This is a genomic window from Sphingomonas pollutisoli, from assembly GCF_029167165.1.
GTDB classification, from domain to species: Bacteria; Pseudomonadota; Alphaproteobacteria; order Sphingomonadales; family Sphingomonadaceae; genus Sphingomonas; species Sphingomonas pollutisoli.
Window position 1 is genome coordinate 1 of record NZ_JARFNJ010000017.1, and the last position, 13,164, is coordinate 13,164.

General features: G+C 62.0%; 12 protein-coding genes and 3 pseudogenes. 8 read left to right on the forward strand and 7 right to left on the reverse strand.

Going from position 1 to position 13,164, the window contains the following annotated elements:
- Window positions 1–15: 15 nt before the first annotated feature.
- The 6 genes from PX554_RS23410 to PX554_RS23435 form a co-directional block, all read right to left on the reverse strand.
- Entirely contained in the window at window positions 16–1,374 is a 1,359-nt protein-coding gene (locus PX554_RS23410; RefSeq protein ID WP_275504704.1) for an FUSC family protein, read from the reverse strand.
- Entirely contained in the window at window positions 1,364–1,915 is a 552-nt protein-coding gene (locus PX554_RS23415; protein ID WP_169801002.1) for a MarR family winged helix-turn-helix transcriptional regulator, read from the reverse strand. Before PX554_RS23415 ends, PX554_RS23410 begins: the two co-directional genes overlap by 11 nt.
- Window positions 1,916–2,039: 124 nt before the next feature.
- On the reverse strand, window positions 2,040–3,488 hold the full coding sequence (locus PX554_RS23420; RefSeq protein WP_067735500.1) for a coniferyl aldehyde dehydrogenase: 1,449 nt from the start codon (window positions 3,486–3,488) through the stop codon (window positions 2,040–2,042).
- A 63-nt stretch (window positions 3,489–3,551) separates the two neighbouring features.
- Window positions 3,552–4,643, reverse strand: coding sequence for a Zn-dependent alcohol dehydrogenase (locus PX554_RS23425; protein ID WP_067735497.1), 1,092 nt, complete (start codon window positions 4,641–4,643; stop codon window positions 3,552–3,554).
- A gap of 15 nt (window positions 4,644–4,658) precedes the next feature.
- Complete coding sequence (locus tag PX554_RS23430) at window positions 4,659–4,934, reverse strand: hypothetical protein (protein WP_067735494.1); 276 nt, start codon at window positions 4,932–4,934, stop codon at window positions 4,659–4,661.
- Window positions 4,931–6,502 carry a phytoene desaturase family protein gene (locus PX554_RS23435; protein WP_067735491.1) on the reverse strand — a complete coding sequence of 524 codons (1,572 nt, stop codon included), beginning with the start codon at window positions 6,500–6,502 and terminating at the stop codon, window positions 4,931–4,933. The genes PX554_RS23430 and PX554_RS23435 overlap by 4 nt, the downstream gene beginning before the upstream one ends.
- A 405-nt stretch (window positions 6,503–6,907) precedes the next feature.
- Between PX554_RS23435 and PX554_RS23440 the strand changes: the two genes are divergently transcribed.
- The 4 genes and pseudogenes from PX554_RS23440 to PX554_RS26730 all read left to right on the forward strand — a co-directional run.
- A complete protein-coding gene (locus PX554_RS23440; RefSeq protein ID WP_084384988.1) occupies window positions 6,908–7,105 on the forward strand; it encodes a hypothetical protein in 198 nt (65 codons plus the stop codon).
- A 64-nt stretch (window positions 7,106–7,169) separates the two neighbouring features.
- The gene (locus PX554_RS23445) at window positions 7,170–7,394 is read left to right on the forward strand and encodes a type II toxin-antitoxin system ParD family antitoxin (protein WP_217998669.1); all 225 of its coding nucleotides are present in this window, start codon (window positions 7,170–7,172) and stop codon (window positions 7,392–7,394) included.
- On the forward strand, window positions 7,391–7,720 hold the full coding sequence (locus PX554_RS23450) for a type II toxin-antitoxin system RelE/ParE family toxin (RefSeq protein WP_067735480.1): 330 nt from the start codon (window positions 7,391–7,393) through the stop codon (window positions 7,718–7,720). Before PX554_RS23445 ends, PX554_RS23450 begins: the two co-directional genes overlap by 4 nt.
- Before the next feature lie 89 nt (window positions 7,721–7,809).
- Window positions 7,810–7,998: pseudogene (locus tag PX554_RS26730) on the forward strand (helix-turn-helix domain-containing protein); the annotation flags it as partial.
- A gap of 72 nt (window positions 7,999–8,070) precedes the next feature.
- Here PX554_RS26730 and PX554_RS26735 read toward each other — a convergent pair.
- A pseudogene (locus tag PX554_RS26735) lies at window positions 8,071–8,265 on the reverse strand (hypothetical protein); the annotation flags it as partial.
- A gap of 86 nt (window positions 8,266–8,351) precedes the next feature.
- Here PX554_RS26735 and PX554_RS23460 point away from each other — a divergent pair.
- The 4 genes and pseudogenes from PX554_RS23460 to PX554_RS23475 all read left to right on the forward strand — a co-directional run.
- A pseudogene (locus PX554_RS23460) lies at window positions 8,352–8,771 on the forward strand (Ros/MucR family transcriptional regulator); the annotation flags it as partial.
- 108 nt (window positions 8,772–8,879) lie between these two features.
- Window positions 8,880–9,455 carry an RNA polymerase sigma factor gene (locus tag PX554_RS23465; protein WP_067735477.1) on the forward strand — a complete coding sequence of 192 codons (576 nt, stop codon included), beginning with the start codon at window positions 8,880–8,882 and terminating at the stop codon, window positions 9,453–9,455.
- The gene (locus PX554_RS23470; protein WP_067735474.1) at window positions 9,452–10,423 is read left to right on the forward strand and encodes a FecR family protein; all 972 of its coding nucleotides are present in this window, start codon (window positions 9,452–9,454) and stop codon (window positions 10,421–10,423) included. The genes PX554_RS23465 and PX554_RS23470 overlap by 4 nt, the downstream gene beginning before the upstream one ends.
- Window positions 10,424–10,471: 48 nt before the next feature.
- Window positions 10,472–13,072 (forward strand): TonB-dependent receptor, encoded by a 2,601-nt coding sequence (locus tag PX554_RS23475; RefSeq protein ID WP_157081177.1) that lies wholly within the window; start codon window positions 10,472–10,474, stop codon window positions 13,070–13,072.
- Window positions 13,073–13,164: the final 92 nt, after the last annotated feature.

The following is a 13,164-nucleotide window of genomic DNA, read 5'->3' on the forward strand; positions in this document are numbered from 1 at the left end:
TTCAAGTGCGCGCGATCAAATCGGAACGCTGCGCGGCATCAGATTGGAATGCCTGCGCGCGATCGTCGGAATCCGCATTGCAACAGAGCCAGCCGCCGCAACGGCACCGAGCAGGGCCAGCAGAAACGTGCGGAGCGCGGGCACGGGATCGTCCAAGGTCGCCATAATGCAGCAAAAGACACCGGCAAGCTGGGCAGCGGTGGCCCCATTCGGCCAGGCGGACGCGATCCAGAACATGGCCGCGCCAAGGGTTGCCACCACCACGGCCAGGGCCGATAACAGGGCCATGCCGTGATCGATGTGGAGGCTGGTTGCCGTATGCGGCACGGAAGGCCGTTTGAAAGCGGGAGTCGGCTTCGTATCGTTGCCCAGATCCCGCCTCAGGGCGAGACAGGTTTCCCACACCGCGGCGAAGTCGTCGAGACGCAACGCAAGATTGGCAGCGAGCATATCGGGCCAGGACGACGCCGTTCCCTTCTCCGCCGCTGCGACAGCGGCTGGCGGGGGAGGGGGCGTCGCCTCGCCCTCCGCTTCGCTCGTCTGTCGGATCCATGAACGCCAACCGGTCAGCCACCGGCCCGTCCGGTCGGGATAAGGACCAGCCTGGGAAAGCGCCGCGACATGATCCTCTATCGTGGAAAGCAAGGGCAGGAGTCGGGTCATTTGCTGCAGCAGCACCCGAAGGTCGCGTGTCACCTCGGCATAGGAGGACGTGTCGTAGGCGACATGCGTGGTCAGGTTGCGCAGATCGACAATGTCGCTGGCCAGAGATTGGCGGACCCGCCGAGAGCGATCATCGGCTGCCTGTCCGGCCAGCGCGTCGTCAGCCAGCCGGGCTGCATTGGCGAGCCACGCATCGACGCGAACGGCCAGAACGGGACCGGCATGACTTGGTAGAAAGATTCGGCTCACCAGCGCCGAGCAGGTGATGCCGAGCGCGATCTCTTCCACTCGCGCGACCGCCACGTCGAAGCTCGCAGCCGGCGTATCGACGAGCGGAAGGCCGGCGAGCACCACCGTATAGCCGGCAAGCATGAAGACATAGCTTCGCGGGCTGCGGTCGAGCAGGCTGACATAGAGGCACAACCCCATCCATAGGGCGAAAGCGAGGGTCAGCAGTTCTGGAGAATTAACGAGGTTGGGAACAAGCAGGACCGTCATCACGGCGCCGATGGCGGTGCCGGCCAGTCGATATACGGCTTTTGACGTAATCGCGCCCGTAAGCGGATGCGCGACGAGATAGACGGTACCGACTGCCCAATAAGGTCGTTCCAGGTCGAAGCGGAGCGCGATCCAATAAGCAAGCATCGCAGCGCCGAAGGTCTTCAATGAGAAAACAACATTGGGCACCGTGATGACACTTTTAGTCTTCACGCATGCCTCGGCCGCTCTCCAGTTGATCCAGCACCGACGCAAGATGGCACAGCACGCGATAAGCGGCCTCGAAGTCGTCCTGCTCCAGCGACTTCAACAGCCGCTCGCGCAAGTCCTCGGCGATCCGCTGGGTCTTAAGGCCAACACGATGGCCTTCATCTGTCAGTTCGAGGCGCTTGGCTCTGCGGTCGAGAGGATCTTCAACGCGACGCAGCAAGCCATCCCTTTCGAGACGGTCGAGGACACGGACGACAGCTGAGCCGTCCAGCCCGAGCCGATTGGCCAGCTCACCCTGCCGTAAAACTCCATCGCCGACATGCTCGATTTCAAGGACTGCGAGTGCCATCGCGTCCGAAAGCCCTTCCCGTGCCAGGTGTTGGCCCAGGATACGACGCCACGCCTGCCCGGTCGCCAGAAGCGCGCGGCCGAACTCTGCTCGACGATGTGCCTCAGATGTCCCTTGCTTATTCGTTCCCATTTCCACAAAATCTTCCGAAGAGAATAGCTCTGTCCAGGTTTCCAGTTCGAAATGGCTGCCCACAGGCCGAGGCCGCTTCGACGATCGTGTCCATTTGCCTCCATAAACCACTGCCGATCTGCTTTCTGGAGCAGCCGGGCTTCGCCGCCTCCTTTTTACAGTGAGCAACTCGTGGATTGTCCGTTGCTCAGGGCCTCGCAAGCACTTGAGCGAGAAGCTGCTTGACCGGCTCACCATAAGGCGGGCGTAACAGGGCGTCTCCCTCAGGGGCATCCGTTTGCCGGAAGATCGCCTTCGGGTGGCTGAAGCTCAGGAAGCCCCAGCGCCCGTGATAGGCGCCCATGCCGGAATCGCCGATCCCGCCGAACGGCACATCGTCGACCGCGACATGGCTGATGCAGTCGTTGATTGTCACGCCGCCCGATGTCGTAGCGTCGAGAATACGGCGTTCTTCGTTCACATCCTGCCCGAAATAATAGAGCGCGAGCGGCCGGGGATCGGCATTGATCTGGGCGATCGCCTCCTCGACCGATCCGTAGGAGAGAACCGGGAGGGCGGGGCCGAAGATTTCCTCATGCCTTATCCGCATGTCGCGGGTCGTGTTGAGGACAAGGGTCGGCGGTATGCGATGCGCCGATTGCTGTGTGAAATCCTCCTGTGCCGGGTTGATCTCGACAAGGGTCGCACCGTTGCTGGCCGCGTCGTCGAGCAGGCCTTTGATCCGGTTATAATGGCGCTCGTTGACGATTGACGTGTAGTCGGGATTCTCCTTCAGCGTGGGAAACATCGTCGCGACCGCCGCCCGGGCGGCCTCGACAAAGTCTTCCTCCAGTCCGCGTTCGACGAACACATAGTCGGGTGCGAGGCATATCTGGCCGGCATTGAGCGTTTTTGCCGCCATGATCCGGCCAGCCGCCTGCTCGAAATTGGCCGAGGTGCCGATGATCACCGGCGACTTCCCGCCCAGCTCTAGCGTGAGCGGGGTCAGATTCTCGGCGGCGGCGCGCGCTACATGATGGGCAACGGCGGTGCCGCCGGTGAAAACCAGATGGTCGAAAGGAAGCGCCGTGAAGGCAGCGCCGATCTCGGGTCCGCCCGTGACCACCGCCAATTCCGTTTCGTCGAAGCTTTCGGCCACCAGGCGCTGCATCAGTTCGGAGGTGATTGGCGTCAGCTCCGAAGGCTTCAGTATCGAGCGGTTGCCAGCGGCGAGGACGCCGATCACGGGACCGAGGGCGAGTTGGACCGGAAAGTTCCACGGGCTGACCACCCCGATCACGCCTTTGGGTTGAAACTCCACGCGCGCTTCTGTGCCGGGGAAGGGGGCATCATAGACTTCCGGCTTTAGCCAGTCGGCCAGATGCGCTTTGGTGTGCTTGATGGAGGAGAGCAGCGCCGCCACATCGTATAGCAGACTGGCCTCGCGGCTGTGGCTGCCGAAGTCCTGCGAAATGGCGTCCGCGAAGTCCTCGCTATGCGCCGTCAGCAGCGAAGCGAGCCGGTCGAGGCGATCATGGCGCAGGGCGAGGCTCGGATAACCGTCGGCCAGATAGGACTGTCTCTGACGGTCGAGGAGGCGTTTCATTTCCTCGAGGCCGTTTCCGGCTGCAGGAGAATCGGTTTTGGAATCGGTCATTGCTCTGTCCTTTCGCGCCACGATCGCGACGCTTGGGGAACACGCCTGTGCGTGCCCCAGCCGTCAGAATGATGTGATGACGCTGCGCGCGATCGCGCCGCCCTTGAGCGCGTCATAGGCTTCGTTGATTTCCGAGATGTTGATCTCTCGCGACACGAGGTCGTCCAGGTTCAGCCTGCCTTCGAGATAAAGCGCGGCGTACATCGGGATGTCGTGCTTGATGTTGCTCGATCCCATGTTCACGCCCTGCACCCGGCGCTGGGTTGCGAGAACCTCTTCCGTCACCGCCAGTTCGATCTTCGAGCCGGGCTTGTGGACCCCGATCAGATAGGCGCCGCCGCCGACCCGGGTCATGCGCACGGCCTGCTCGGACGTTTGCTTCAGGCCCACCACCTCGAAGGCGTGATTGACGCCGCCGCCGGTCAATTCGAGCACCGCGACCACCGGATCGACTTGCGAGGAATCCACCACGTCCGTCGCGCCGAAAGTCTTGGCCAGCTCCAGCTTGGATGCCTGCACATCGACGGCGATGATACGGGTGGCGCCGGCCAGCTTGGCGCCGGAAATCACGTTCAGGCCGACGCCGCCGACGCCGATTACCGCCACCGTATCTCCGGGCCGCACCGCAGCGGTGTTGATCGCCGCGCCGGCGCCGGTCACAGTGCCGCAGCCGAGCAGGCACGCCTGCGGGAAGGGAAGCTGCTCGGGCACCTTGGCCAACTGGTTTTCGTGGACCAGCGCGCGTTCTGCGAAGGCTGAGGTGCCGAACGCCGGCGTCACCGGCTGGCCGTTGCGAGTCAGGCGCTGGCCCAGGGCCGGGTCGCGCAGCGTCTCGCTGGGATGCTCGCACTGGTAGGTGCGGCCAGCAAGGCAGGAACCGCAATGTCCGCAATATTGGATCAGCGACGCCACGACATGGTCGCCCACGGCGAATTCCCGCACGTCCGGGCCGATACCAACCACCACGCCGGCCAACTCATGGCCGAACACCGCCGGCAGCGGGATGCCAAAGTCATTCTGGGCCATGTGGAGGTCGGTGTGGCATAGCCCGGAAGCCTTGACCTCCACGAGCACTTCCCGGCCGACCGGCGCGTCGATCTCAATATTCTCGATATCGAAACGGCTGCCGGTCGCATTGATAACTGCTGCTTTCACGATAATTCTCCGACGTTATTTTTTCTTCGGTGCCTGGACGGGACGCCGGAACAGCATCTTGACGAGAGTCCAGATCAACCCGGGCGTCACAAACTTGAGGGCGGCGCGTAGTTCTTCCGGCCTGAGAACGACCTTCATGGGCATGGTGCCCATGATCTTTCCTTCGATGACGATGCCTTGTTCGTGGGGAGCAACGGAGGCGACGTCCATGAGGATCGTCTTGTCGAGCGTGAAAAGCTTCACGCTGTTCTTGGCGGCCTTTGCACCGCCGTCGGTGACGGAACTGGTCACTGCGTCACCTCGTCGAAATCCCAACCCTTGTCACCGAACAGCTTCACGGCGGTGACACGGCCCCCACCGCAGACGCCGCCCGCGGTCGGGTGCATGAACACACCGGACAGGTACAGGTTCTCCACGCCGGGCACCGTGTATTGCGACAGCGACGGCGTCGGGCGGTGGCCCTGGCTTTGCATCATCGGCGACGCCAGGCCGGACACGTCGCCATGCTGGAAGGTGGGTGAATAGGCGGCGATGTCGTCCGGCGTGTCGAACGCCTTGCCGATGACGCTGGCCTTCAGGCCCGGGAGGAAGGAATCGACCAGATCGAGGGTTTCTTCCTCGACCTCGGCCTTGTGGTCGGCCCAGGATGAACCATCGGCGAGCTTGAACGGCATGATGCGCCAGACGAGGAAGGCGGACTTGCCTTCCGGCGCGCGGGTCGGATCGACCTTGTGCGTGGAGATGGTGCCCAGCGACGGGATCTTCGGAATGTAGCCGTTGCGCACGTCGAACAGCAATTTCTTGTAGTCGGCCAGCGAGGTCGGGCACAGGCCGTTGAGCCAGGAGTCGTTGATGTCCGGGTGGACATAGGTCGGCGCCTTGTCCAGCGCATAGTGCGCGGTGACGCAGCAGAACGTGGCGGTTTCGGCGCGCGAGATTTCGTACTGGGTCTGTTCTTCGATGCCATCGACCAGCTTGGGCAGGTTGAACGGATGAATCTGGCCGACCACGGCCTCCTTGGCGAGGATCTCGCTGCCATCGGCCAGGCGCACGCCCACCGCCTTGCCATTGACGGTCAGCACCTTCACCACGGTCGAATTGGCGCGCAGCACCGCGCCATGGTCTTCGAGCTGACGGATCAGCGCATCGACCAGGCCGCCGCTGCCGCCGCGCGGCGTTTGCAGGCCGTACTGCTCGATGAAGGCGGGATACATGAACAGCGACCCGCCCTCGCCCTTGGCTTCCGGATCGACGAAATGCTCAGTCAGCAGGCGCGACATGTGGATCTTGAGCTTGTCGCTCTCGAAACGCTCGTTGAGGATGTCGAGCGGGCTGCGCTGCAGTTCGTGCAGGGCATTGCGGCCCATCGCGCTCTGATCGAGCAGGGCGATGAAAGCGCCGTAGGGCGGCGGCGGCACGAACATGCCCTGGATCGCCAGCGGTACGAAATCGACGCTGTCCTTGTACAGCTTGTAGTAGGCGTCGGCATCCTTCCTGGAGGCGTTGGCGGCGATATTGTCGATGGTGCGGTCCAGATCGTTATAGCCGATCAGGCTGCTGCCGTCGGTAAAGGTAGTGGAATAAGCCGCGCTGGGGCGGATATATTCCAAGCCATATTTGCTCTTCAGCTGCAACTCGTCGTTGGCGATGAGCGGGTTGATGAGAATGCCCAGATGAGCGGACGAGTGCAGATCGTGCTTGAACCCGGGGAGGGTGACTTCCTTGGTGGCGACACCACCGCCAAAAAATGACTTGCCTTCCAGCACCAGGACCGACTTGCCGGCCTTGGCGAGATAGCCTGCCGTGACCAGCCCGTTATGGCCGGACCCGATCACCACCACATCGAAATTTTCAGACATGCCGCTGCTCCAAAAATAGATACGTCTCCATGAGCGTCATCGATGGAGGGCTCGACTCGCTGGTCGGTATCGAACCCATTGATATTTGCTGAAAATTACTCGAATCCGACCTTTAGAAACCGATGATACATCATGCAAATACGTGACACATCATCTAATTGGGGGTGTCAAGAGTCATTCGTTGCAGCGCTAACGGTCGTCTTGCTGGCCTGATCGAAGGACGAGAGGTGGGGCAGGGCGGACGGATTTCCTGTCAGGGAGATCGATCGGCAAGAAAAGTGGCGTCGTGGCGCGAGTTAGGGATAGGACCGTCCTCATGATGAGCCGAACCAAGACAATGAGAATCGATTCTGCGTCCAGAATTATCGTGGCTGCACCGCGAACGATCTTGCGCTGCACCTCGAAGTGACGCTCTTCGGCGCAGCCCCGGCCTTGCTGGACGGGCTGACCGATCCCGACCGCCGCCAGCGCCATGCCGCGACCACGAACCTCGCCCGCCATATCGCCGAGCGGCTGCGCTGCTTCGACATCCGCAGCGAGGAAGCGGGAGCGCGCTATTGCCAGCCGGCGCTGTTCCCCGACGATCTCGGCCCGATCGCCTGACGGTGGCGCGATCGTCAATCTTGCCAAATTTTGCCAAACATCTATCTTGGGCACCATGAGCACGATGAACATCTCGCTGCCGGACACGCTCAAGAGCTTCGTCGACGAACAGGTTGCCGGGCGTGGCTACGGCACCAGCAGCGAATATGTGCGTGAGCTGATCCGTAAGGATCAGGACCGCCAGCGGCTTCGCCGCCTGTTGCTCGACGGCGCGGAGTCCGCGCCCGGCGTCCCGGCCGACGCCGCCTATTTCGACGCATTGCGCGAGCGGACCAGCCGCACGCAATGACCGCGAAGGCGGTCGTTCCGCGCGCGCAGGCTCATCGCGACGTCGAGGACGCAATCGACCATTATGCGCGCGAGGCCGGCGCGGACATCGCGCTCGGCTTCGTCGAGGCGCTGGAGGCGGCCTATCGCTGGATCGGCGAGCATCCGGGCACGGGATCGCCGCGCTACGCGCATGAACTCGACCTGCCGGGCCTGCGCCATCGCTCGCTGGGCCGGTTCCCCTATCTGGTTTTCTATGTCGAGCGCGCCGACCATATCGACGTGTGGCGCGTCCTCGACGCGCGCCGCGACATTCCCGAATGGCTGCATGTTTCGGACGACCAGTAGGGAGCAGCGATCCCGACGCCCGAAAGGGCGAATAGCCGTGTGGACTATTTCCTACACGAGTAATTCGATTGGCGACCACAGTCGCGCGAATGACTCCTTTGCGGAAAATCGTGGCGCGTAATTTGAAAGCCCTTCGCGATGCGCGTGGTCTCGGTCAGGTGGAGCTGGCCGTGATTGCCGGAGTCGATCGCAGCTACATCAGCGACATCGAGCATGGGAAATATAGGCTGTCGATCGACAAGCTCGACAGCCTGGCCGAAGCCCTCGGCATCGCGCCGGGGGAAATGCTGCACCCGCTGACCGCAACACAGCGCCCCGGCAATCTCGCGATGGGTCGCGCCGACCGCCAGCGCGTCATGGACACGGAGCATCTGGACCCAGCGCCGGGCGCGGCGTTCGGGCGGGTGCAGCGAGCGGGCGAAGCCGCCGCTGCGCGCCAGCGCGACGAACTGGCGCAGCGCCAATATCTGCGGGCCGGCGCCGGCGATGCCGTCGATGTGCCAGCATAGCGCGGCCGGGCCAGCGGCGAGGCTGCCCGCCAGCATATCGAGTCGGATCGAGCGCAGCCCATCGGAGAACAGGATATGTTCGCCTTCGTCGTCGAGGAGCGAGGCGAAGCAGTCGAGGCCGCGCAGCGCATGTCGGTAGCAATTCCGTGGCGGTGGGCGACCTGCCGCAGCTCATCGCCAATGTGCATTCGGCGCTGGCCGGACTCGGTGCGCCGATCCAGCCGACGGAGACGGCACAGCAGCCGGCGGTGACAGTTCGCAGCTCGATCAAACGCGACCACATCGTCTGCCTGGAGGACGGCAAGAAACTGAAGATGCTGAAACGGCATCTGAAAACCGATCACGACATGACGCCGGACGAATATCGGGCGAAATGGCAGCTCCCTTCCGACTATCCGCTGGTCGCACCCGCCTATGCCGAACAGCGCCGGGATCTGGCGCACAAGATCGGCCTCGGGCGCAAGCGGGCCGCCCCGCCGGTGCCGCCGACACCGAAACCGCGCGGGCGTCGGCGCAAGGTAGCCGAACCCGTGGAGGAGTAGCAACGACCGGCGCCGCGCCCTGAAATAAAAATGAAACCGTTTTAAGGAGGTTGCCGCGCCGGGCGTCTAAGGGGAGGTAGAGGGCCTTCCTCTCGAACGGATTGATGGATGGAAGAGCAACGCCGCCGGAGGATCGTGGCGTGGGTGGCCGATCGTGTCATGCCCCACGAAGGGAAGGTGCGTGCCTGGCTGAGCCGGTCGAAAATGCAGCAGGAAGACATAGACGACGTGATTCAGGAAACCTATTGCCGCCTCGCGTCGCTGGATGACGTGGCGGCGGTCGATCGTCCTGACGCCTATTTCTTCTCGATCGCGCGTAATCTTCTGACCGCGCAGATGCGGCGGCAGCGTATCGTCCGTATCGACGCGGTTGCCGACATCGAGGCACTGGCTCCCTTCGATGAAACCCCTTCGCCGGAGCGGCAGGTCGGCGGACGCATAGAGGTCGACCGCGTTCGTCAGATCGTTGCGGGCCTGCCGGAGCGTTGCCGACTCATCTTCGAGATGCGGAAGATCGAGGGCATCTCGCAGAAGGAAATCGCGCGTCGCCTCGGCGTTACGGAATCGACGGTGGAGAACGACGCGGCCAAGGGCGTGCGCCTTGTCCTCGCAGCCCTCCGTGAATCCGAACAGGCGAGCGTCACGGCGCTGGAAAGCGGCTGGCCGCAGGGAGGTGCAGCATGACGCGCCAGACCGCTGCCGAAATCGAACAGGAGGCCGTCTTCTGGCTGATGCGTATCGACCGCGAAGGACGAACGCCCCAGCTCAAGGCCGAACTGGATACCTGGGTATCGGCCGATCCCCGTCGGCAGGGCGCGCTTCTTCAGGCCGAAGCGGCTTGGGCGATGCTCGATCGTCTTGGCGACGACCACTCCGCGGCCGACGAAGAGGAGCCGGCTCCGCCCGGGCTGCTGACCCGACGTCGCGTCCTCGGCGTAGCAGCCGGAACCGGATCGGCGCTGGCCGCTTCGCTCGCGTTCGGCGTCTATTGGTGGGGTGCGGGCACCGAATTTCGCACGACGGTTGGGGAAATCCGCCGGGTGCCGCTGGCAGACGGCTCCAGCGCGACGATCAACACCGCCAGCGATGTCCGGGTCCGACTTGAAAAGAGCGTGCGGCACGTCCGCATCGACCAGGGCGAGGTCTGGTTTCAGGTCGCGAAGGACCGTGCCCGGCCGTTCATCGTAGAAGCTGGACGCATCCGGGTTGAAGCGGTGGGAACCGCCTTCTCGGTGCGCCGCCGCGATGATGGCGCCGATGTCCTCGTGACCGAGGGTATCGTTGAAGCCTGGGCGGATGGTGCCGAAGGCGCCAAAATCCGTCTCGGCGCTGGCGAGCGAGCATTCGTCGCAGATAATGCAGCCGTCACGCACAATGAGGCGAAGCCGTCCGAGGTCGATCGCGCGCTCGCATGGCGGGGCGGCAAGATTGACCTGGCTGGAGAGACGCTTGCTCAAGCAGCAGCCGAGTTCAATCGCTACAACCAGCAGAAGCTGACGATCATTGACCCCCGCCTGGCCGGCGAACGCTTCTACGGGATATTCCGCACGGATGATCCCGGCGGATTTGCGACGGCCGTCAACCGGAGCCTCGGAGCGCCAGTGGAGACTTCGGAGAACGGCAACATAGTAATCGGCCAACCATCATCCTGATTTTTTCCGCGTCCGCTAAGGAAGCGTCGTTGCCGGGACTCTTGCGAATTGAAGGCATTTGATGCCGATCTCGCAAGGGGGACGATTGTGGTTGGATATCGGGATTTCGCTCGTCACGGACTCATGGCGTCGGTAGCGGTTGTCACGCTGGCAGTCGCCTCGCCGGCCTATGCACAGACCAAGACTTTCGACGTTCAGGCGCAGGATGCGGCATCCGGCGTCGCGTCCTTTGCGCGGCAGGCCGATATTCAGCTCCTCATTTCGGCCCGTGACGCCTCCGGGAAGCGCACGCACGCCGTGAAAGGCAATTTCTCGATTGAGGAGGGATTACGGCACCTTCTCAAGGGCACAGGACTTCACGCACAGGCCACGGGGGCGCAGACCTACACAGTGGTCCCTATCGAAGATGCCGACTTAACCGATGCTGAAAAGAGTCGCAGCGACAACTCCGACATCGTCGTCACAGGTTCCCGGATTAAGGGATCGCCGCCGACATCGCCGGTAATCGAACTGAGCCAGCGAAGCATTCGCGAAGCAGGGCAGACCAACCTCGGCCAAGTCATCCGCAGCATCCCCCAAAACTTCTCCGGCGGACAAAATCCGGGAGTAGCCAGCGGCACGCAGGGCAGCGTGAGCGATCAGAATCTCACTGGTGGTTCTGCTCTCAACCTTCGCGGTCTCGGCCCCGACGCGACGCTCACCCTTCTCAACGGAAAGCGGTTGGCCTACGATGCCTTTACTCAAGCGATCGACATCTCAACGATCCCGATCGACGCGCTGGACAGAATTGAAATCGTCGCGGATGGCGCCTCGGCGATCTACGGCTCTGATGCAGTCGGCGGTGTCGCCAATGTTATTCTGAAACCGGACTATGACGGGGTGGCGACATCCGCACGTCTTGGTCAAGCGACCGATGGGGGCGACTTTCAGCAGCAATACGGCATCGTTGCTGGCAAACGGTGGTCCGATGGCGGGTTTATCGCCACTTACAACTTCTCCCGCTCGACCCCGATCTATGCGGATCAGCGAGACTATACGGACTATCTTCGACAACCCTACACGCTGCTCGGATCGAACAAGACCCACGCGCTTGTCGTGAGCGGGCATCAGGACATCGGTTCCTTTGCGACATTCTCGATCGACGGTCTTTACAGCAAACGCCTATCAAATTCGGTCACTTCGACGACGGCAATCGGCCGGACCTCTCTATCGTCGGAGAGCTATACCGTAGCGCCGAAGATCGAATTTCATCTCCCACAAAGCTGGAGCCTCTCCATCAGCGGCCTTTACGGACGCGACGACACGGACAGCGATACCAAGGCATACGCAATCGCGACGGGTGCCTTTCTCGCCGGAGGCGTCACCTGCTATTGCAATTCGGTCAAATCCGTCGAGCTGAACGCGGAAGGACCGTTATTTCAGCTACCAGGCGGGCAGTCGCGCGTGGCGCTCGGCGGGGGCTATCGCGAGAACAGCTTCGATCAGAACAATATCACGAGGCAGATTCGGACTTTCGGCAAACGGCACAGCTATTACGGCTTCGGCGAACTCTATCTTCCGGTCATCGGGAGCGATCAGAATATCCCCTTCGTTCGCAGCCTGTCGTTCACGGGTGCGGTCCGATACGAAGATTATAACGACATCGGCGGCATCGCGACCCCGAAGATCGGTGCGATCTACTCGCCGACCGAGGACTTCGATTTTAAGGGGTCTTGGGGAAAATCCTTCAAGGCGCCGACCTTGGCGCAAGAGTTCTCGACCACGACAGTCTATCTTTATCCCGCTGCCCAATACGGCACCGGCTTTCCGAGTAGCGCGACGGTCCTTTATGCGCTCGGCGGTAACAAGAATCTGAAGCCAGAGCGCGCGACCACCTGGACCGCCACGTTGAGCATTCATCCGAGAAGCGTTCCCGGCCTGCGCGTCGAGGTCAGCTATTTCAACGTGAAATACACCAATCGCGTCATACAAGCCCGACTATTGGGCGATCTTTACAACAATCCCAGCCTGGCGAATCTGATCCTTCGCAACCCTTCCGTCGATCTACAAAACAGCTTCATCGACATGGCGCCGGCCGGCATCATGAACATAACAGGGAAGCCATACGATCCGGCGAACGTCGCTGCGATTATCAATGGTCTCTATCTGAATGTTTCCTCGCAAAGCGTCGAGGGCGTCGATGGCAATCTGAGCTACCGCATCGACGTGGGCGACGGCCATATCACCCTGGGAGAGCAGGCCAGCTATATCTCAAGCAGCCAGCGAACTACGCCGACATCGGCGCCGGTGACTCTCGCCGGCACGACCTTCGACCCGCCTCATTTTCGGTCCCGGTCCAGCCTGTCTTGGGACCGTGGCGGGTTGGTCCTCTCGGCCTTCCTCAACTATCTCGGAGGCGTCACGGACCCGACGCTAACGCCGCCGGTCAAAGGCGATTCGATGACCACGGTCGATCTCGCTGCGGTTTACAGCCTCAAGAGCGGCCACGGTATCTTCAGCAACATCGACCTGTCGCTTTCGGTTGAAAATCTCCTCAATCAACGGCCACCCTATCTCAAGAACTCGCAGGCATTCTACGTCAACTACGATTCTACCAATTATTCCGCCATTGGAAGACTGGTGAGCTTCAGCATAGCGAAACGCTGGTAGCGTAATCCACTATCATCGGGGGCGCGGAATTATTTTCCAGCCCCGATGATACGTTTTGAATTTCAACAGATTTATCATCTTGACGAGGCGAT

Coding starts and splice junctions, on each gene's coding strand:
- PX554_RS23450 (WP_067735480.1), top strand. CDS start 7,391: ATGACCGCGAAGGCGGTCGTTCCGCGCGCGCAGGCTCATCGCGACGTC.
- PX554_RS23420 (WP_067735500.1), bottom strand. CDS start 3,488: ATGACCGATTCCAAAACCGATTCTCCTGCAGCCGGAAACGGCCTCGAG.
- PX554_RS23465 (WP_067735477.1), top strand. CDS start 8,880: ATGGAAGAGCAACGCCGCCGGAGGATCGTGGCGTGGGTGGCCGATCGT.
- PX554_RS23435 (WP_067735491.1), bottom strand. CDS start 6,502: ATGTCTGAAAATTTCGATGTGGTGGTGATCGGGTCCGGCCATAACGGG.
- PX554_RS23445 (WP_217998669.1), top strand. CDS start 7,170: ATGAACATCTCGCTGCCGGACACGCTCAAGAGCTTCGTCGACGAACAG.
- PX554_RS23470 (WP_067735474.1), top strand. CDS start 9,452: ATGACGCGCCAGACCGCTGCCGAAATCGAACAGGAGGCCGTCTTCTGG.